15 protein-coding genes and 1 CRISPR repeat array are annotated in these 18,323 nt (G+C 46.6%); of the genes, 2 read left to right on the top strand and 13 right to left on the bottom strand.

Annotated features, from left to right (window positions below; genetic code table 11):
* Positions 1-87 precede the first annotated feature (87 nt).
* Positions 88-1,476, top strand: coding sequence for an amidohydrolase (locus C0033_RS14920; protein WP_103228673.1), 1,389 nt, complete (start codon positions 88-90; stop codon positions 1,474-1,476).
* Here C0033_RS14920 and C0033_RS14915 read toward each other — a convergent pair.
* The 6 genes from C0033_RS14915 to C0033_RS14890 form a co-directional block, all read right to left on the bottom strand.
* A complete protein-coding gene (locus C0033_RS14915) occupies positions 1,431-2,762 on the bottom strand; it encodes an extracellular solute-binding protein (RefSeq protein ID WP_180994748.1) in 1,332 nt (443 codons plus the stop codon). The genes C0033_RS14920 and C0033_RS14915 overlap by 46 nt on opposite strands.
* On the bottom strand, positions 2,755-4,536 hold the full coding sequence (locus tag C0033_RS14910) for a sensor histidine kinase (protein ID WP_103228671.1): 1,782 nt from the start codon (positions 4,534-4,536) through the stop codon (positions 2,755-2,757). Before C0033_RS14910 ends, C0033_RS14915 begins: the two co-directional genes overlap by 8 nt.
* Complete coding sequence (locus C0033_RS14905) at positions 4,533-6,146, bottom strand: response regulator (protein ID WP_103228670.1); 1,614 nt, start codon at positions 6,144-6,146, stop codon at positions 4,533-4,535. Before C0033_RS14905 ends, C0033_RS14910 begins: the two co-directional genes overlap by 4 nt.
* 146 nt (positions 6,147-6,292) lie before the next feature.
* On the bottom strand, positions 6,293-7,168 hold the full coding sequence (gene sdaAA / locus C0033_RS14900; protein ID WP_103228669.1) for an L-serine ammonia-lyase, iron-sulfur-dependent, subunit alpha: 876 nt from the start codon (positions 7,166-7,168) through the stop codon (positions 6,293-6,295).
* A 12-nt stretch (positions 7,169-7,180) separates the two neighbouring features.
* Positions 7,181-7,849 (bottom strand): L-serine ammonia-lyase, iron-sulfur-dependent subunit beta, encoded by a 669-nt coding sequence (gene sdaAB, locus C0033_RS14895; RefSeq protein ID WP_103228668.1) that lies wholly within the window; start codon positions 7,847-7,849, stop codon positions 7,181-7,183.
* 21 nt (positions 7,850-7,870) lie between these two features.
* A complete protein-coding gene (locus C0033_RS14890) occupies positions 7,871-9,112 on the bottom strand; it encodes a dicarboxylate/amino acid:cation symporter (RefSeq protein ID WP_103228667.1) in 1,242 nt (413 codons plus the stop codon).
* A gap of 276 nt (positions 9,113-9,388) precedes the next feature.
* On the opposite strand from C0033_RS14890, the gene C0033_RS14885 reads away from it, so the two are divergent.
* Entirely contained in the window at positions 9,389-10,300 is a 912-nt protein-coding gene (locus C0033_RS14885; protein ID WP_103228666.1) for a LysR family transcriptional regulator, read from the top strand.
* On the opposite strand, the gene C0033_RS14880 is transcribed toward C0033_RS14885, so the two are convergent.
* The 7 genes from C0033_RS14880 to cas5c form a co-directional block, all read right to left on the bottom strand.
* Complete coding sequence (locus C0033_RS14880) at positions 10,242-10,628, bottom strand: response regulator (protein ID WP_103228665.1); 387 nt, start codon at positions 10,626-10,628, stop codon at positions 10,242-10,244. The genes C0033_RS14885 and C0033_RS14880 overlap by 59 nt on opposite strands.
* A gap of 693 nt (positions 10,629-11,321) precedes the next feature.
* Positions 11,322-12,294: a CRISPR direct-repeat array (repeat unit 33 nt; unit sequence ATTTCAATCCACACCTTCTTCGCAGAAGGCGAC).
* 214 nt (positions 12,295-12,508) lie between these two features.
* Positions 12,509-12,799: a CRISPR-associated endonuclease Cas2 gene (gene cas2 / locus C0033_RS14875; RefSeq protein ID WP_103228664.1), complete on the bottom strand. Its 291-nt coding sequence runs from the start codon at positions 12,797-12,799 to the stop codon at positions 12,509-12,511.
* An 11-nt stretch (positions 12,800-12,810) separates the two neighbouring features.
* Positions 12,811-13,842: a type I-C CRISPR-associated endonuclease Cas1c gene (gene cas1c / locus C0033_RS14870; RefSeq protein ID WP_103228663.1), complete on the bottom strand. Its 1,032-nt coding sequence runs from the start codon at positions 13,840-13,842 to the stop codon at positions 12,811-12,813.
* Positions 13,839-14,510 (bottom strand): CRISPR-associated protein Cas4, encoded by a 672-nt coding sequence (cas4, locus tag C0033_RS14865; RefSeq protein WP_103228662.1) that lies wholly within the window; start codon positions 14,508-14,510, stop codon positions 13,839-13,841. The genes cas1c and cas4 overlap by 4 nt, the downstream gene beginning before the upstream one ends.
* Positions 14,497-15,354, bottom strand: a complete 858-nt coding sequence (gene cas7c, locus C0033_RS14860; RefSeq protein WP_103228661.1) for a type I-C CRISPR-associated protein Cas7/Csd2 — start codon at positions 15,352-15,354, stop codon at positions 14,497-14,499. The genes cas4 and cas7c overlap by 14 nt, the downstream gene beginning before the upstream one ends.
* Complete coding sequence (gene cas8c, locus C0033_RS14855) at positions 15,351-17,312, bottom strand: type I-C CRISPR-associated protein Cas8c/Csd1 (protein WP_103228660.1); 1,962 nt, start codon at positions 17,310-17,312, stop codon at positions 15,351-15,353. The genes cas7c and cas8c overlap by 4 nt, the downstream gene beginning before the upstream one ends.
* On the bottom strand, positions 17,309-18,049 hold the full coding sequence (gene cas5c / locus C0033_RS14850) for a type I-C CRISPR-associated protein Cas5c (protein ID WP_347501131.1): 741 nt from the start codon (positions 18,047-18,049) through the stop codon (positions 17,309-17,311). The genes cas8c and cas5c overlap by 4 nt, the downstream gene beginning before the upstream one ends.
* Positions 18,050-18,323: the final 274 nt, after the last annotated feature.

The raw sequence follows: 18,323 nt of genomic DNA, 5'->3' as shown, positions 1-18,323 counted from the left end.
TTTTTATATGTAATGTCTGTTTTTTTCAGTATCTTCTTCCACTTATTTTCAGTATAATGTTCTTAATAAATAAAGGAGGTATTTACCATGCAGGGAACCATAGCATTTGAAAAGATCCAGTCAGTCAGACCTGCCCTAAACCAGCTCTCGATAAATATATGGCGCCATCCGGAAGGCCCTTATCAGGAGGTGAAAGCCTGCGGCTGGACCGCAGCTTTGCTGGAACAGGAGGGATTTTGTGTGGAGACGGGAGCCTGCTCCCTTCCAACGGCAATCATCGCACGGTGGGGCAGCGGCCATCCGGTAATCGGATTTTTCGGCGAATATGACGCGCTCCCCGGCCTGAGCCAGCAGCTTTGTCCTCAGCAGGAGCCATTTCTGGATCAGGAATACGGACACGGCTGCGGACACAATCTGTTGGGAGCCGCCCATGTGGGCGCTGTCATCGGATTAAAAGAAGAGATGGAACGCACCGGATGTTCCGGAACCATTGTCTTTTACGGATGTCCGGCGGAAGAGCTTCTGACCGGAAAACCGTTTATGGCGAGAGAACATGCTTTTGACGATTTGGATCTGGCCATATCCTTCCATCCGGCAACCGTAAACTTTGTATATCAGGGAATTAATGCAGGCGTTCAGTCCGTGGAATTCCACTATTATGGAAAAAGCGCCCATGCGGGAGCTGATCCCCAAAACGGCAGAAGCGCCCTGGACGCGTTGGAACTGACCAACGTGGGCGCGCAGTATCTGAGGGAACATGTGACGGAAGACGTCAGGATTCATTATGTGATAAAAGAAGGAGGAACCGCCCCCAACATTGTGCCGGACAAGGCTTCCTCCTGGTATATGATCCGCGCTCTCAGTATGGATAATTTAAACAGTGTATACGAGCGCCTTGTAAAAACAGCAAAAGGGGCGGCCGATATGACAGAAACAACCGTTGAGGTTAAATATCTGGGCGGCTGCTATCCCACCATGCAGAATCAGGTACTGGCCGACCTGGTTTATGACTGTATGCACCGGATTCCATGGGAGCGTTTTGACCGGGATGACCAGTTATTCGCCAAAGCGCTGACCGCCCCCATCTCTGAAAGCTGTGATAAAGCGGCCCGCTCTTTCCAACTGGAAAAAGGCGGACTCCTCTATGAAGGAATCCGCCCGATGAGAGCCTTTAACAGCTCCGGGTCTTTTGATATGGGAGATGTATGCCACATCGTTCCCACCGTCATGTTTTCCACCGCCTGCCGCCCTGTGGGCGTTCCAAACCACCACTGGCGCACCACGGCCAGCTCCGGTTCGGGAATCGGCGAAAAGGGCATGATAAACGCTGCCAAGATCATGGCTTTATTCGGTATCCGGGCCATGACCGATCCTTCGGTCTGTGAAAAAGCGCGGGAAGAATTTCTCCGTTCCATGGACGGACAGGTCTATCACTGCCCTATTCCTGACGGACTTTCACCTTTCCCATCCATCTGAATGGCCGGAACAGCCTTATGAAGCAGCTGCAAAAAGGTCTGGTAGCTTTGCTCCGGCGTCAGCCCGCCTTCATGGGAAATGGCCTTTACCGCCGTATGGTAGGCCACGTCCACGGCTGAATCATAAGGCGACAGCTCTCTGGTATACATGCCGGGAAGCAGGGAATTAAAATAATATTCCCCCACATTGAAGTCACCAAAGCCTTCTAACTTCAGGCTCTGGTAGGATGCATCCGCAGTATCCTGCTTCCAGCATAAAAACTGGCTGCAGGATACTTCTTTGTTGGCCTTTGCTCCTTCCTCGGAAAGAGCCATGTATTTGACAAATTCCCACGCGGTTTCCTTGTGGGTTCCCGCAGATGGGATCGCGCACACGCAGCCGCCCCATTTATAGCTGCCCTCCGGCGGAATCATCAGTTTCCAGTCGTTCTTATCATTTTTTGAAAATGTCTTGTTCTGGGTCAGCCACATGCTCCATGGAGAAAACAAAAAACGGCCCTTTTCAAACTCGTCGTACCATTCCTTCGAGCACTGGGACATATCGTCCACCAGCCTCTCTTCATATAAAGAATGAAGAATCCTGAAATAGTCTAAAAACCGTTCCGGCTCCACCAGGCGGTCGTTCTCCACATAGGGCTTCTCCGTCTGATTGTACAGCACCGTAGCCACATCTCCCAGACTGCTGAATAAAAAGAAAGGTTCCAACGCCGTTTTCTTGTATTCGGCTCCCCGCTCGATCAACTCTTCCCAGGATGTAAACGCCCGGTCCACCTCTTCCGGTTCCGACAGCCCGAAAACACGCTCCATCATCCCGGAACGGTAAGCCAGTCCGGAAGCCGCCAGATTATAAGGCGCCGCGACGACGGTTCCGCTCTTCGAGGTGATATAGGGAAGACTGTCTTTTGGCAGCGTATTCCGGTCCAGGCCGTAAGCTTCTGATTCCAGGTCCTCCCAGATGTCCAGGTTTAAAAAATCTCCTGCAAATTTGTCCTGAAGCAGACAGATATCCGGCAGTTCCTCTGAAAATGATATGGCACTGCGCAGTTTTTCCGCATATTCATAGTTCGGGACATTTACATAATTGATGGACAGATTCTCCCTGCCTTCTGCAAACCCTTCAAATAATTCTACCAGCGAATCGTCCCAGTACCATACAGTCAGCACTTCCGGTTTATCCGGCTCCGCCGCCACAGCTGCATTCTCTGTCCTCTTATTCACCATCCAGAACAAAGTACATGCATAGATAAGCGCCAGCGCCCCAATTACAACAAGTGTTTTCTTAAACATCGTCTTCCCCCTGATCTTTCTTTTCCCCTCCGCTCTCATCTGCCGGTTCCTCCATATAAGGAATGCAGATCAGAACCATGGTTCCTTTCCCCTTTTCACTGTAAACCTCAAAACTGTAGTTTTCCCCGTACAGATATTCCAATCGGTCGCGTATGCTTCCAAGTCCTATGGAATGCACCCCTCCGTCGCGGCTTTCCACGCCGGTTATCAGGCGCGCTCTCAGCTCTTCTTCCATGCCAACTCCGGTATCCGATACGCAGATGCGCAGCATGTTATTCTCCTGCTCCGCAGAAATCTCCACCACTCCTGATTCCTCGCTCGGCGCAATGCCGTGGTAGATGGCATTTTCCACCAGCGGCTGAAGAATGTTCTTGGGAATGAATGCGCCCTTTACATCGGGATTTATATTGTAAATAATTTCAAATTTATCCTTATACCGGTAGGACTGGATCGCCCCGTAAGCATCCACAATTCCCAGTTCCTGGGAAAGCGGAGCCGTAATCTGTCCCTCATAAGCCGCCATGCTGTCCTGAAGTATCAATATCAGGGATTTTACCATCGTCTCGATATCCTTATCCCCATTCCTTCTCGCCAGGTAGATTACGGAACTCAGCGTATTATATAGGAAATGAGGGTGGATTTTTGACATCAGCATGTCAAATTTAATCTTTTTCTTGATCCTTTCATCCTGGATCTTTTGTTTTACATGTTCATCTATGCTCTTCACCATGTCGTTGAAATGGCAGCTCAAAAGCTCCAGCTCATCCCCGGTTCGTATGGAAAGCTCCGGCTTTCCTCCCGCCGCAAACTCCTGCATGGCCCGGGATATTAACGCCACCGGAGCGATGATCTGGCGGATATAGAGAAATACCGCCATGCCAACCACCAGCACGGTTAATGGTGTATATAGGAAGAAAAACCGGCGGATCGGCTCTGCATCCCGCTCGATCTCCTCTTTGGAGGTATAGGCAGCCACGATCCAGCCGGAAGGCTCCAGCTTCTGATAAGTGACGTATCCGTCCCGGTATTCCGTCTGGTAACATCCTTCTATATACTTGCTTTTGCTCCCTTCTTTCAGCGCGCTCCCAATGTCCTCGGGGCAGTCCATATACCCGGCAATGGGGACTCCTTTTTCTCCGTCATAGATCAGATATTTCCTGTCATCCCCAAAAAAGCCTTTCATCACCGTGTCAAACTGAGCCGCGTCCAGGTTCAGCAGCAGCTCCCCGGTCCGCAAAACCGGAGTATTGCTGTCCGCTATGTAACACCGGTAGGTGATAAAATCCCGCTCCTTGGCGATTTTAATCGGATGAATCCGGCTGTAGCACTGGTTCCTGCCGGCCATTTCCTGATACCATTCCTCATTTAAAAGCCCTTTAAAATAATCCTCATACGGACTGTAGCTCCAATACACCCCGTCGCGGCAGATCAGCACCGCGCTTCTGATATAAAGGCGGAGCTTGATCATATTCTTGATCTCCTGGTTCATCGTCTCGATCTGGTAATAATCCGGCTCCGGAATCTTTAAGAAATCCTGGATAATAGGGCTGACCGCAATGTTCTGTGCCAGAAACTGAGTATCCTGAAGCACGGTCTGCACTCCCATGGCGCACTGGCTGGTGATTCCCGCATCCTGCTGACTGCGGTGGCCAACCAGAAGCTTATAGCAGTACTGGTATACAAACGAATTGCCGATCAGCGTCAGGATCAGTATAAGCACGGCAATTCCGGCGCTGGTCTTTTTCTGGATGGTCATCCTGAATTTTCCGCTCATTTTCCTCCGTCCCCCTGCCGTCCAAATGCGGACGGAGGCACGCCCATGATCTGACGGAACGTCATGCTGAAATACTGGCTGCTTTTATAGCCCACCATCTCGGCCACCTCCCCGACCCGGTATTCCCCGCTTTCCAACAGGTTCCTGGCCTGTTCCATCCGGTAAGCCGTTAAATATCTGGAAAATCCCTGGCCCACCTCCCGTTTAAACAGCTTGTTCAAATATTCCCCGTTAAAGCCCAGCCGGTCCGCCGCATCCTGCACGGAGATATCCTCCCCGAAATGATCATGGATAAAACGGATGGCCTTTCTAACCCGGGAACTGTATACATGACAGCCGAACTCCACAATATGATGGGAAAATCCGGTAAATGTCTCCCACACTTCTTCTGCGCTCAAACACCCCGCCAAATCCTCCCGGAACTGCTGGATCTGTTCAGCGGAGCAGAAGTTATTTTTGCGGTACTGAAGGACAGCCGCATCCATTAAAGAAGTAATCTGCCGGAAACCGGCCAGGCTGTAACGGCAGCGGCAGAACCGCTCCATCAATCCTTCCAGTTCTTCCAGTATGGCATCCACCGTCATGCCTGTCATTCCCTGTCGGATTTCTTCCAATTCGTCCAGTTTTAATTCATTTTCATCGATCTTCTCTTTAATCCGCTCATACTCCGCAATTCTGCCGTGCCCCTGGAATATGGTATAGGGCATCAGGCCGTCCAGACACTGATAAGCATAAATCAGCTGATCCGGATGCCTGACCCCGTAAGGCATATATAGAATCGTCGGCTTTCCCTGTCCGTCCGCTCCCAGCCGTTCCTCAAACCGGCAGGCTAAGCCGTACATGGTCTGTCTGTATCTGCTCTCACTTGCACACCTGTCATCCATCAAAACCAGCACCACCACCTGTCTGCCTTTATGAATGATGGTCAGACAGCTGCAGTCTTCCTTAAAATCTTCCTGTCTTCCCATGGAAAATTTGGCAAGGCAGTCCCTGATCCTGTAACATTCCCTGTTAATTCCCGACAGCTGGTCCTGCATTCCCGGAACCGCCAGCCCTTCCTGAGGCGCCACCACCATGAGCCCCAAAATACAGGAACCATAATCCTCCAGCATTTGCTCAAGCATCCTTTTCGCATTCTCATCCTGAGGAGCGCTTAAAAACTGCTCCAGCTTCTGCTGGCTGCTCATCACGGAAATGCTCCGGTTGCTGAAAAAACGGCTTCTGACCTTTAAAAGCTCCGCCGTCAAAGTCTCTTCATTCAAGTCATATTTTAAAACATAGTCGGACACTCCCAGCCGGATCGCCTCTTTGGCATAGTCGAAATCAGAATAGGCCGTCAAAAGCAGCATCTGAACCTGGGGCATGGATTCTTTCACCCTGGCAACAAAAGCCAGACCGTCCATACACGGCATGCGGATATCCGTAATGATAAAATCAGGACGGCAGGCAGCCAGATGGCTGTAAGCCGCTTGGCCGTTTCCAAACACTCCGGTGATCTCAAATCCCAGCTGTGCCCAGTCCACCAGTTTCTGTATGTCTTCCAACAGCAGCTGGTCATCGTCCACCAGCATCACTTTGATGAGCGGCATACTGCCTGTTTCATTTATCATCTGTTTCCCCTCTTCCTATGTAAATCGAACCGTTCTGTCTTCATTATAATATGTGCAATCCGGTTTATCAACCAGGCCTTTATGGAACTGAAAAGGGTGGCGAAGATCCGCATCATGCAGACCACGCCACCGCTTCCTTATTTATTTTAAGCATTCAAAGAACAGCACCCCAGCGTGCATCCGGTTGCAGTGGCGGCACATCCGCCTAAAGCCGTCTCTCTCAGTTCGTAGGGCAAACCCCGTCCCACATTTAACATGGTATCCAGCATCTCGTCTAAGGGAATCAGCTGGCCGATCCCGCTGAGCGCGATTTCTGCACAGGTCAGGGCATTGGCGGTTCCCACCGCATTCCGGCTCTGACACGGGCATTCCACCAATCCTCCGATGGGATCACAGACCAGGCCCAAAAGATTCATGATCGCTGTGGAAGCTGCATTCAGGCACTGTTTGGGCGTGCCGCCCATCAGCTCTACGGCGGAAGCCGCAGCCATAGCGGAAGCCACTCCCACCTCGGCCTGGCAGCCGCCTACCGCTCCTGCAACCGTAGCGTTGCGCATGGCCAGATAGCCCACTGCGGACGCGGTAAACAGAGCGTGGATCACCTCTTCATCCGTAAGATTGTATTCTTCCTGAAGGGATAAAAGAAGCCCGGGCACAATTCCTGAGGAACCGGCCGTGGGGGCCGCTACGATAAGGCCCATGGAAGTATTCACTTCCAACACGGCCATGGCGTAGGTGATCGCCTTTGCCAGCACGTTTCCACAGATGGAAGCTCCCGAAAGGCGGCGTTTCTCCAATTTCTCCGCCTCTCCCCCGATCAGGCCGCCGATGGATTTTACCGGCTCTGTTAACGGTTTGTGGGAGGATTCCCTCATGATCGAAAGGGCTTTTTCCATGCGCGCATAGATATCGTCTCTGCTCACTTCCGTCAGATCGGTTTCCCTCTGCATCATGACTTCCGATATGGACATCTCATGTTCTTTGCATAATTCCAGAAGTTCTCTTCCTGTCTTAAAATCCATAATCTTAGCCTCCTATATCTGTACCAGCATGGTATCATGAACATTGGGATTTTCCTTGATATGGGAAATCACTTCATTCGGAAGGCGTTCGTCGGATTCCACGATGCTGTAAGCGGTGGCTCCTTTATCCTCCCTGAATAATTTCATAAAGGCAATATTGACATTGCAGTCGCTTAAACATTTGGTGATATGGGCTACCACTCCCGGTTTATCCTGATGAATCACGATAACCGCGCTGTACTCTCCTGTAAAGTCCACTTCAACCTGGTTGATTCTCGTGATCCTCACCTTACCGCCGCCCAGGGATTCGCCCCGCACGGTCAGCACATCGTGCTTTTCATTTTCCAAACGGATGTCCACGGTATTGGGATGTACCTCTTTCTCCCGTTCGTTTGTGGTAAAGGTATAGGCAAGTCCCCGTTCTTTCGCAATCGCAAAGGAATTTCTAATGCGGATATCATCGGTTTCAAACCCCATGATTCCTCCCAACAGGGCGCGGTCGGTTCCATGTCCTTTATACGTTTTTGCAAATGAACCATAGAGAATAAAATCAGCTTTCAGAACCGGACCGCTGATCATCTTCTGGGCGAGCAGGGAAATCGCCACCGCTCCTGCGGTATGAGAACTGGACGGTCCTATCATGTTGGGTCCCAACACATCAAATGCGCTTATAAATGCCATATCTTCATGCCTCGTTTCTGTTTATTTTTCCACAGCAGCCACAGGCACATGGCTCACCGTCGCAGCTGTTTCTTCTTTTAAAATGAATCTTTTATAAATGGAATCCACAATAAGGGCAATTCCACCGTCTCCGGATACGTTACAGGCTGTGCCGAAGCTGTCCTGAGTGATATAGAGCGCGATTAAAAGGCTTGCAAGAGCGCTCTCCGTTCCGATTCCCACCAGCGGCAGAAATGGAAGCGCCGACATGATGGAACCGCCCGGAGCTCCCGGAGAAGCGATCATCGCGATTCCAAGAGTCATGATAAACGGTACAATAATTCCCAGATTGATTTCCATATTGCTCATCAAAAGCACGCTGGTCACACAGCAGGTAATGGTTATCATGCTTCCCGCCATATGGATATTGGCGCACAGCGGAATTACAAAATTGCGGATTTCCTTACATACTCCATTATTCTCAGAACACTGAATATTAACCGGAATACAGGCCGCAGATGACTGGGTTCCAATAGCCGCCAGATATGCCGGAATCTGGTTTTTCAGCACGGAAACAGGATTTCTCTTTCCAATAGTGCCTGAAATACAGAATATCACAACAAGATACAGCAGGTGAAGGATTATAACTACCAGGAAAACTTTCCATAAAACAGATAAAATCACAAATGTCTGTCCGCTCACCGTCATATTGGCAAATGTCCCCATAATATAGAAGGGAAGCAATGGAATGATGGCCGTATTCAGCACCTTATTGATAATTTTTGAAAATTCATTCAGCACATCATAGCAGGCGTTTCCAATCTCTTTTCCTCTCATGGAACTGATGCAGAGCCCCAGAATAAATGCCAGCGCAACCGCAGCCATCACATCCATCACCGGCGTGATCTGAAGCTGAAAATAAGTGGAAAGCATTCCGTCCTCCGGATTCCCGATGGACTGAATCACCTCTGAGCTGATAAAATGAGGAAACAGATTGATTCCCACTAAAAATGCGGTTGTGCCCGCAATCAGCGTAGAGGCGTAAGAAAGCAGCGCCGTAATTCCTAAAAGCTTTCCCGCTCCCTGTGTCAGATCCGCAATCCCCATCGTTACAAATGCCAGAATCATTAACGGAATCACAAACTTCAGGAAGGAACTGAACAGCGTTGAAAACGTGACAAATACACGGATCACCGCATCCGGCATAAAGCTGCCGATCAAAATACCTAAAATAATACCTATAATCAATTTTGGAACTAACCCCAGTTTTTTCTTATTCCCCATGACTTCCTCCTACATAAAGTTATCCTGTTTTCTTTTTTCATTTTGGCTGCTGTACAGTACCTGCCGCACAGTAACATAATATCTGAATATTTGTGCATCATGCACGATTGACGTCAATGTAATTTTAATATAACATGGGAATATGCATTAATCAAATTCATGGTTTTTATTAATATGTTTAATATTTTTAATAGTCTGACAATTTCATACAAGAATACCGGACAATTGCACAAAATGGAAGATTCAGGAAAAACGAAAGATAAAGGAGAATGAAAGATGGAAACGCGCCAAATCTATACATTCATTAAAGTGGCTCAGCTGCAGAGTTTTTCTAAGGCGGCGGAAGAATTGGGCTATTCCCAGTCCGCGGTCACTGTTCAGATCAAACTTTTGGAAAATGAGCTGGAAACCCGCCTGTTTGACCGTGTGGGAAAAAAAATCACCCTGACTCATCAGGGTGAACAATTTTACGTATACTCCAATAATATTTTAAAAGAGATGTTCGAGGCGAAAAAAGCCCTCCGCGGCCAGGGGCCGTTAAGCGGTGTGCTGAGAATCGGAACCATTGAATCCTTATGTTTTTCCAAATTTCCTCCCATTCTCCACTATTTTTACGAACACCATCCCAATGTTACGGTACAGATCCTCACCGGATCACCGGAAGAGCTGATCGATATGATGGAGCACAACAAAGTGGATATCATCTATCTTCTGGACCGCCCCCTCTATCACACAAACTGGATTAAAGTCCTGGAGAAAGAGGATGAAGTGGTTTTCACCGCTTCGGTTCAGTCACCATTTGCAGGTAAAAAGGGGCTGGAACTCAAAGATATTCTTCAGGAACGATTTGTTCTCACTGAAAAAGATGCCAACTACAGGAAGGAACTGGATGTTCTGCTGGCATCCAAAGGCTGCCAGGTCACGCCGTTTCTGGAAATCAGCAATACAGAATTTATCATCAATCTGGTAAAACAGAATATGGGCCTTTCATTTCTGCCTCATTTTACCATAAAAGAAAGCGTCGCTAATCACCGGCTGGCAATTCTCGACGTTTCGGATTTTCATATTTCCATGTGGCGGCAGATCATCTACCACCGCGACAAGTGGGTGACCCGGGAAATGACGGAATTCATCCGACTTGCTCAACTTGATTTCTATCAGCCTGATATTTGTGAATCATCTGAATGATCTGAGCTTTCGTATATGGTTTGATGATAAAACCATAGGCACGAATCTGCCAGGCCTCTAAGGAAAATCCGGGAATGCCGGACAGTAAAACCACTTCCGGCGGGTCCGGAAGCTCATAGATAGACTTCGCCAGGCTGATTCCGCTGATGTCCGGCATGACCACGTCGGAAAAAACCATATCAACCGGATTTTCTTTTACATAGCACATGGCTTCGATGGCTTCATCGAAGCTGGCGCAGACTTCTACTCCGTCTATTTCGTTTAGAATTTTTGTCAGTTTTTCTTTTAAGTCGATAGAATTATCCACTACAATCGTTTTAATGCTCATAATTTCCTCCCTGGCTGCCTATATGGCAGCTTTAACTTTTTTTAATTGCGCAGAGTAAATAAAATTTGCGCAATTTTTTGGTATAGCGATGCAGACAATAATGGGCTGCAATTTAACTTATGTTTGATAGCTGGATTATGTCAGTCATTTGGATGGATGATTGTTTAAATTAATTAATGATTGCCGTTAAAAATGAGGGAACATCGGTGAAAAACTGTATCAGGCTTGTTTGCAGGCATGTTTTTGCATTGATACTTTTATGGAGGTCCTCAGATGATTATTGAATGACAGCTGGTATTACAGGAAGACGGGCTGTCCTAATTGGTTATATTATTGGTTATTGTACCGCTTCTCATACCTCCGGAGCATTTGACAGATACTCTCATAACAGGCGGTGTCCTTACTTTTAGATGGTATTCAAAATAGTTTTCTCTGGTCTGCTTTGACAAAATTCCAAAAAAGCTGACAGGTTAAAGTGTTAGAATACTTTAGCCAGGATGACAAATAATTGTATAGGGTCATCAGCGGGGTGATTGTGGTTAGTATAAGTGTTCCGATAAAACTGTATAGGAAGAATTATATCTTTACCACATCAGCTATATAAGGGGCGGGTAAAATAACCTTCGGTATGTCGAAATGAAGGCTTATGTCAGAAGATGGATGGTGAAAATAGATAAATGGTTCTCTTGAAGTATTTTAATCCACACCCTCTTCGCAGAAGGCGACTGCCGTAATGCTTTTCCCAGTACCCTGTTCCATATTTCAATCCACACCTTCCTCACAGAAGGCGACTTAGAACAGGCACGACAGATTGTAGAGGACAACGAATTTCAATCCACACCTTCCTCGCAGAAGGCGACATTAACGGATATTGTTAAGTTTCAGAATGGTACATTTCAATCCACACCTTCTTCGCAGAAGGCGACGTAATACGGAAGGTCTGCTCGATGGAATCCGTATCCATTTCAATCCACACCTTCCTCGCAGAAGGCGACCTATGGAATTAGTCCAGGATTAATAACAAGATTATTTCAATCCGCACCTTCTTCGCAGAAGGCGACCTACATCAAGGCTTGGCTTACGTTGCCCGTTCTCATTTCAATCCACACCTCCTTCGCAGAAGGCGACTTTCGCCGCACATGTTGGTTTTGTTCTGATATTGATATTTCAATCCACACCTTCTTCGCAGAAGGCGACGAGGAACCGTTGAGCACTTTTAAGCGGGTGAGTATTTCAATCCACACCTTCTTCGCAGAAGGCGACAATATGCAGAATCCCAACACACCATACAAAAACATTTCAATCCACACCTTCTTCGCAGAAGGCGACCCGGAAAAGGCCAAGAGAATACCAGACAATAAAATTTCAATCCACACCTTCTTCGCAGAAGGCGACCGCACTCCCATGTGCAGTAGTGGTTGCATAGGCATTATTTCAATCCACACCTTCTTCGCAGAAGGCGACGGACATGAAAGGAGGTGGTTAGGTTGAAAGCCTTAATTTCAATCCACACCTTCTTCGCAGAAGGCGACTGGACTGCAACGGAACTGCCGTCATATCGCGGATTTCAATCCACACCTTCTTCGCAGAAGGCGACGCCGGATGCAAGCGCAATAAGCTGCCGGATTCCCTGATTTCAATCCACACCTTCTTCGCAGAAGGCGACAGCAAATTCTTGCAAAATAATCATCACAATTCCTAAAAACACACAAAATTAACTTTTTCTTCTTAATATTAATTCTTTATTTCAGACTATACAAAGGTATCCCTTTATTCTTTCTTTGAAAAATCAGGTGCGAATCTCCCGGGATTTTTATGTTCACTTGACATTCGCACCTATGCATCAATAAACTATCTGACAATTCTCCTGCATAGCATAATTAAAAAATCAACGGCTCTGTTACATCAAATCCTGGTTTTGCGCCAATATGTTCCACCTTATTCTTATAATTATTGCCGAGATAATAAAATCGAAGGCTATCTACATTCTTATCAATAATCCCCTCTAATATCGCTTTAACCTCTCTGCATTTTGCTGCATCAATATTGCATTCAAAAACAGAATTTTGTACCCGCTGCCCATAGTTAACACATTGTTTTGCAACTCGGCGCAAACGGCTTCTTCCGGCAGCATTTTCCGTATTCACGTCATATGTAATAAGCACGAGCATAACTACAACACCTACTTCCACAAAAACGGCGGATATTCATCCAAATCGCCTCTAATATATCGAGCCAGCAGCATGGCCTGCACGTATGGAACCATCCCCCATTCTATCTTCTCATCCAGGAACGGATGTTTTATGGTTTCCTGTTTCTTAGCCTGCCATTGGGACAAAAATAGTTTTCTCGTATCGTCATCCATAATGACAGCCCCATTCTCCTTTTGCGTGAATCCTTCCTTGGTTATCATCCGTTTATTGACCAATGTGAGAACGAATCTGTCCGCCATGACGCTGCGGAATTCTTCCATCAGATCAAGTGCCAATGACATCCTCCCCGGCCTGTCGGTATGAAGAAATCCCACATAAGGGTCCAAACCTACAGTTTCAAGAGCCGCCCCGCACATTCCCGTAAGAAGGGTATAGGCAAATGACAGCATTGCATTCACACGGTCCAGCGGGGGACGTTTATTTCTGCCATGAAAATAGAATTCCTCCTTCTGCTGAAGAATTAAATCATCAAAAACAGAAAAATATACGGAAGCGGCCTCTCCCTCCAATCCCCGAAGTTCCCCGGCATTCTCACATAACCTGATTTTTCTTAAACTTTCCGCTAAGAATGAGGATTTTGCTTTCAGCTTATCCGAATCCAATCTCATTGGATAATCCCTGGCCGCCCGCTCTAAAACCCAACGGGAATTAAATACCTTGCCAAGAATACAATTTCTCGCTATTGCGATGGCTTCCTTATCATTTTCACTGAGGCGGTATTGCTGCTTTCTCAGGGTAACATTTCCCCGAACTTCCCCGCTTACCCTGGCAAGAAAACGTCCATTGGCGGACAGAAAGCTCAAATCAATATTTTTCTGGACACAGGCACCCATGAGTGCCGGACTGGCCCCCTGATAACCAAATGTAATAATTGCTTCCAGGTTATGAAGAGGAACGCGGCCAATCTCCCCATCTTCTGAACGGATTACTACATTCTCCCCATCCAAAGAAAGATAACGGTCAGGAGAAGTAATATATAATGTGTTCAATAAATGTTTCATACGCCCTCCTCCTCGTTCAGATTCCTGTTGATGTAATCCGCAGCGCTCTCATGTCTGCCAAGCATAGGAAGACAAATATCTTTGAGGGAGCATGCGTTGCAGCTTTTTGTCCGCTTTGCCTTTGGCGTGTATCTCCTGTCATAATATTTATGCATTTCAAGGAAAATGTTCCTGGTTTTGATGCGGATTTCTTCATCAAATACAAATTTTTTCCTGCGCCTGGTCTCTCCATAGTAAAGATAGCCATAAGGGATGCAGCAGCACAGCATTTCTTCCAGACACATGGCCTGGGCTGTGAGCTGAAGCAGATCGATGTCATCTTTTTTGGGTTCTCCACGTTTGTATTCTATCGGAATCACCTCAAACAGGCCATCGCGGCCGACTATCGAAATTCCCTCCTCGCTTTTGTGAAATTCCACGATGTCACATTCTCCGCTTACGCCCATTTCCCTGGAATGGACCGGCATCGCCCTGGATATAATGATGTCTCCGCGCTTTTCACCATTTGATACATCATGAGCCCTTTCATGCATCAGTTTTCCTTCCACGGTTCTCACATTTTCCTGCCATTGAAGCTCAATATATGCTAATGCCCACTGCCTTCTGCAAAATTCAAAGTGCTGAATCCCTGATAATTGAAGCCAATCATCTTCCTCATACAATTCCATATACCTCCGGTTTTACACATGGAAGCTCCTCAACTTTGATATCGTAATCCTCAAAACTTCTCGGCCGGTCCGTCAAAGGTGTGATTTTTACACTCCGATGAATCTGTGCGGTCGATACGGCCGGCGTCTTTTCCTTATGCTGCCACCAATACAACCGGCACACTTCCATACTGCCTTCCGGTCTGGCTGAGGAAGCGTCATTTTCAAACAGAGTTTTTAAAGCCTCCTTTAAACATTCGGCATCATCCTGGGAAAAGCCCGTTTTTTCAGCCAGCTGTACATTAACACTTCCCTTTACCACATAAAGGCCAAATCCAACTCTGTATTTCATCCCCATGGTATCGGAAGCCTTGCTGTCCTTTCCCGCCTCACTATTGACGCTTTTTGTAATCTGCATGCTGATCGTATCTACCGGAGATACGCTGACAGCCTGGTGGATGGACACCGGTCCCCTGATTCCAAGAGAGACTTCCACACCTTTGAAAGCAAATACCTGCCCAAAGCTGCGCACATCAATCCATTCACGGCATGCAATTTCACTGCATTTCTGTTTATTGGCATTTTTCTTTTTATCTATTTCCTTCTTTAATTCAGCGCATCCATCCGCCCGATCTTTTAAGCTGTTATAAGAGTCATCCGAACGGTCATCTGACTGAACAAAAACACGCTGCCCCATATCCTGAAAACGGTTTCGGATTTTCCGCTTAATGCAGACATCCGAAATCTCTCCCAGCCCGTCTATGGAAATCCTGGGCTGGTTTCCATTAAGCGGATCTCCATTAGGATTCGCATTGGTTGCGGATACCAGCAGCACAAAATCAATTTTTCCTTTCAGTTCATTCATTGTTCTTCCTCCCCTTTCCAGTTACGCAAATCATATGACTGACTATGAAATCCGAGCAGATATAATCCATTTAACGGTTCATCACATTCGAATTTTTCAACCGTAAATTTACTGGCCACATCATCTAGCAGGTTCATATATTTATTCCGTTCTCCCGGTTTCAGTCTCTGTAAATACGGCTGCAGTTTTTCCTCCAGATTTTTCCATGTGCTGAACGGCCTTTGGGAAAATGCCGTCATATAGCGCTTTGCATTTGTTGTTCTTCCATCTTCTCTGTCATATGTCCGATACTCAATACGATCTGCTATGGCAAGCATCCTGCCATAAAGATAGTTACGATTATCACATTCCTGATCTACAGCCACACTCCATTCCTCCCCTTCGCGTTCTTTTCTCTGCTTTTTTATCAATGAACAGGCTACGGAGACTACCCGTTCCCAATTATACCATGAATCATATAATACCGGGGAGGATGCCTTTTTCAGCGCCAGATTTACTATATCCTCCGGAACCGGCTGTCTCTGTGAAATGCATGGAAGCAGCCGTTTTACCAGCTGCGCGTAAAGAAATGCCTTTCCCTCCAGCGTCAGCAAGCCATTTCGCTCCACTCCGTATAAGATCTCAGCAATATCTTTTACACCGGCCATTCCCATGTATGAATGAAATTTCTTATTTTTCAATTTTATATAAAGCCATTCACAGCTTTCATGCCAGTACTGAATATTTTCAATATAACGGGAGGTCTCCATAGACTTGAATCCGGTCATCGCCAGGCGGCCCGTTGTCGCTGCGTCCAAAGATATCATCACGGTTCTGGAACCCGGCTGTAATTTTCTTTCATATCCTCTCATCGCCGCTTGAAAATGCTGCGCGCCTCTCATGTCTGTTCCCGCATATGGGGCCGGCTCATATATCTCCTCTTCATCTCCCCATGCTTCTTCATAATTATCGCAGACAGCATCTGTATCCGCATAAATATCCGGAATTTTTCTTAAATCGGATTCCCATATAACAACATAAAAATCATCCCATTTATATCCCTGTTTGCGGATTATCCATTTTAAGGCATTATGTGCCTTTTGCGATGTCTCATAGCCAATTGCAAACGCCTCGTTTTTGTCTTTAAATCTGCCGCGGAATGTATAATTCTGTTCGTCATTTGCGGATATCAGCTTCGCTCCATCCCCTTCATGACGGATTTTTTTTGGATGTAAATAGGAAACCGATGTTATTTCTCCGGAAAGATAACATAAGTCCTTTATGCTCTGCTGGGATCTGCAGTAATCTATAAAGCTCTGCTGCAAGGTCTGATCCAGCCAGCATTCTGAACGAAATTTTCCAGTTGTATCCGAAAGAAGGTTCTCTTCTTTCTCAAATGACTGCATGATTCTGAATCTGACAAAGGCGTCTGTTTGGGAGACATTTTGTATTTTCTCTTTATCAGTAATTTTCCCTTCTTCGTCCGGATGCAGGACATTACACCTGATTAAATCGTGAATCAGGGTACCTTTTTCCAAGTAAAGATAGACTGCATCCACTTTTTCATGGGTAAAACATGATTCGCGCCACTTCCGGAGTGATTCCATATAGGCAGCATAGTATTTGCTGTAATCCTTGCCTTTTTTTACTGTACAATATGCCATATAGTCGCCGGCCAGGTATTTCAGCTTATCACAGAGCGGATGAGGCTCAGGATTACCGGTTCTCGCAAGAGATTTATCCGTAACCGGTATGATTGTAAGCTTGTCCGAATCATCCACCGGTTCTGCGTTCAGAAATGTACCCGTTTTATCAATTGTAACTGTAATCTGAGCTGTAACGGTGGTATGAAAAATAGGGAGCAGAATCAACGGAATTTTTTCCTCTCCCTTTTTCGTATGATACGATTTAGACAACACCTTACCGACACTCTCACGATTTTTCTCATATAGATCGCAAAGTTCTTCTATCCAGTTCAAGCCTCAGCCTCCTCTCCGGTAAATTCCATAAGGCCGCTGAATTCATTTTCACCAAAAATCTTGATCTCAGCTTCATGTATATGGCGCTTCTGCGAACATTCTTCCGGGCGCACAAATTCAATGATACCTCCCTTTTTCATGACCGGCCTCCAAAATCGGACGGTCATCTGTCCTTTATCCTCAGGGAGTACGGCTTCATCCGCATATGTAATCCCATGGTACATGAAACCATAGGAGATTTCCCCTTCCATATCATCGTAATAACTCTTTTCCTCTCCAAACACACAAGGCTCCACATATCCCTGACATTCTCTTGTTCCGAGAAAGATATCCCGCCTTCCTCCTCTTGAGATCATTCGCTTTGCAATATTGTGATGTTTGTGCTCATTCCGGTCGGCAGCCATCTCCGGCCGATTCTCATTCCATTCAAAATGTGCACGAACCTGATAACAGACATTTTTCAGGTAAGTATAATAGGATAAATCATTTCCCCCATTATAGTTAATTGGCCTTATGCTCTTTGATTCTGTCTGAATCGGCTTCATAACCCGCACTTCGTCTATGATCCAAACTATAGTCGGCTTCCAGTAAACGCTTTGAAGAATTCCTTTTAAGGCCTCGTAGGTAGGGATATGATAGGAGCACTTCTCGCCGCCCACACGCATAACCGGATCTGAAAAAAGCGCATAGTCACCGGATATCTGAAACTCTACGGTGTTTCTGTGTTTCATTGGCATCACCTCCGTAAGATAATTTGAGTTATATTGACAGCGAATTTATAACAGGTTGTTGTATCAATAAGTTTATTTTCTGGTTTCTGCATTCAGGGGGATGAGGCTGGAAATGCATTTGGTAATAATTGGGCAATGTAATTTTATATGTATTGTGTGGTGTGTTTTAATTGGACGAGGCTTCGGGGAGGCTGGCAGGTCCATGGTCATTGTGGCCACTCCTGATAGGTATTTTAATTCATGGGCGCTTTGTTGGAGATGGCATTGAAGCGAATATACC

Source organism: Clostridium sp. chh4-2 (assembly GCF_002899675.1).
Taxonomy (GTDB): Bacteria; Bacillota; Clostridia; order Lachnospirales; family Lachnospiraceae; genus CHH4-2.
The sequence above is the reverse complement of the archived record's forward strand: the minus strand, read 5'-3'. Positions and strand labels throughout refer to the sequence as shown.

Excerpts from the sequence above, each read along its gene's own strand:
- C0033_RS14920 (WP_103228673.1), top strand. The coding sequence starts at position 88 with ATGCAGGGAACCATAGCATTTGAAAAGATCCAGTCAGTCAGACCTGCC.
- C0033_RS14915 (WP_180994748.1), bottom strand. The coding sequence starts at position 2,762 with ATGTTTAAGAAAACACTTGTTGTAATTGGGGCGCTGGCGCTTATCTAT.
- C0033_RS14910 (WP_103228671.1), bottom strand. The coding sequence starts at position 4,536 with ATGAGCGGAAAATTCAGGATGACCATCCAGAAAAAGACCAGCGCCGGA.
- C0033_RS14905 (WP_103228670.1), bottom strand. The coding sequence starts at position 6,146 with ATGATAAATGAAACAGGCAGTATGCCGCTCATCAAAGTGATGCTGGTG.
- sdaAA (WP_103228669.1), bottom strand. The coding sequence starts at position 7,168 with ATGGATTTTAAGACAGGAAGAGAACTTCTGGAATTATGCAAAGAACAT.
- sdaAB (WP_103228668.1), bottom strand. The coding sequence starts at position 7,849 with ATGGCATTTATAAGCGCATTTGATGTGTTGGGACCCAACATGATAGGA.
- C0033_RS14890 (WP_103228667.1), bottom strand. The coding sequence starts at position 9,112 with ATGGGGAATAAGAAAAAACTGGGGTTAGTTCCAAAATTGATTATAGGT.
- C0033_RS14885 (WP_103228666.1), top strand. The coding sequence starts at position 9,389 with ATGGAAACGCGCCAAATCTATACATTCATTAAAGTGGCTCAGCTGCAG.
- C0033_RS14880 (WP_103228665.1), bottom strand. The coding sequence starts at position 10,628 with ATGAGCATTAAAACGATTGTAGTGGATAATTCTATCGACTTAAAAGAA.
- cas2 (WP_103228664.1), bottom strand. The coding sequence starts at position 12,799 with ATGCTCGTGCTTATTACATATGACGTGAATACGGAAAATGCTGCCGGA.
- cas1c (WP_103228663.1), bottom strand. The coding sequence starts at position 13,842 with ATGAAACATTTATTGAACACATTATATATTACTTCTCCTGACCGTTAT.
- cas4 (WP_103228662.1), bottom strand. The coding sequence starts at position 14,510 with ATGGAATTGTATGAGGAAGATGATTGGCTTCAATTATCAGGGATTCAG.
- cas7c (WP_103228661.1), bottom strand. The coding sequence starts at position 15,354 with ATGAATGAACTGAAAGGAAAAATTGATTTTGTGCTGCTGGTATCCGCA.
- cas5c (WP_347501131.1), bottom strand. The coding sequence starts at position 18,049 with ATGCCAATGAAACACAGAAACACCGTAGAGTTTCAGATATCCGGTGAC.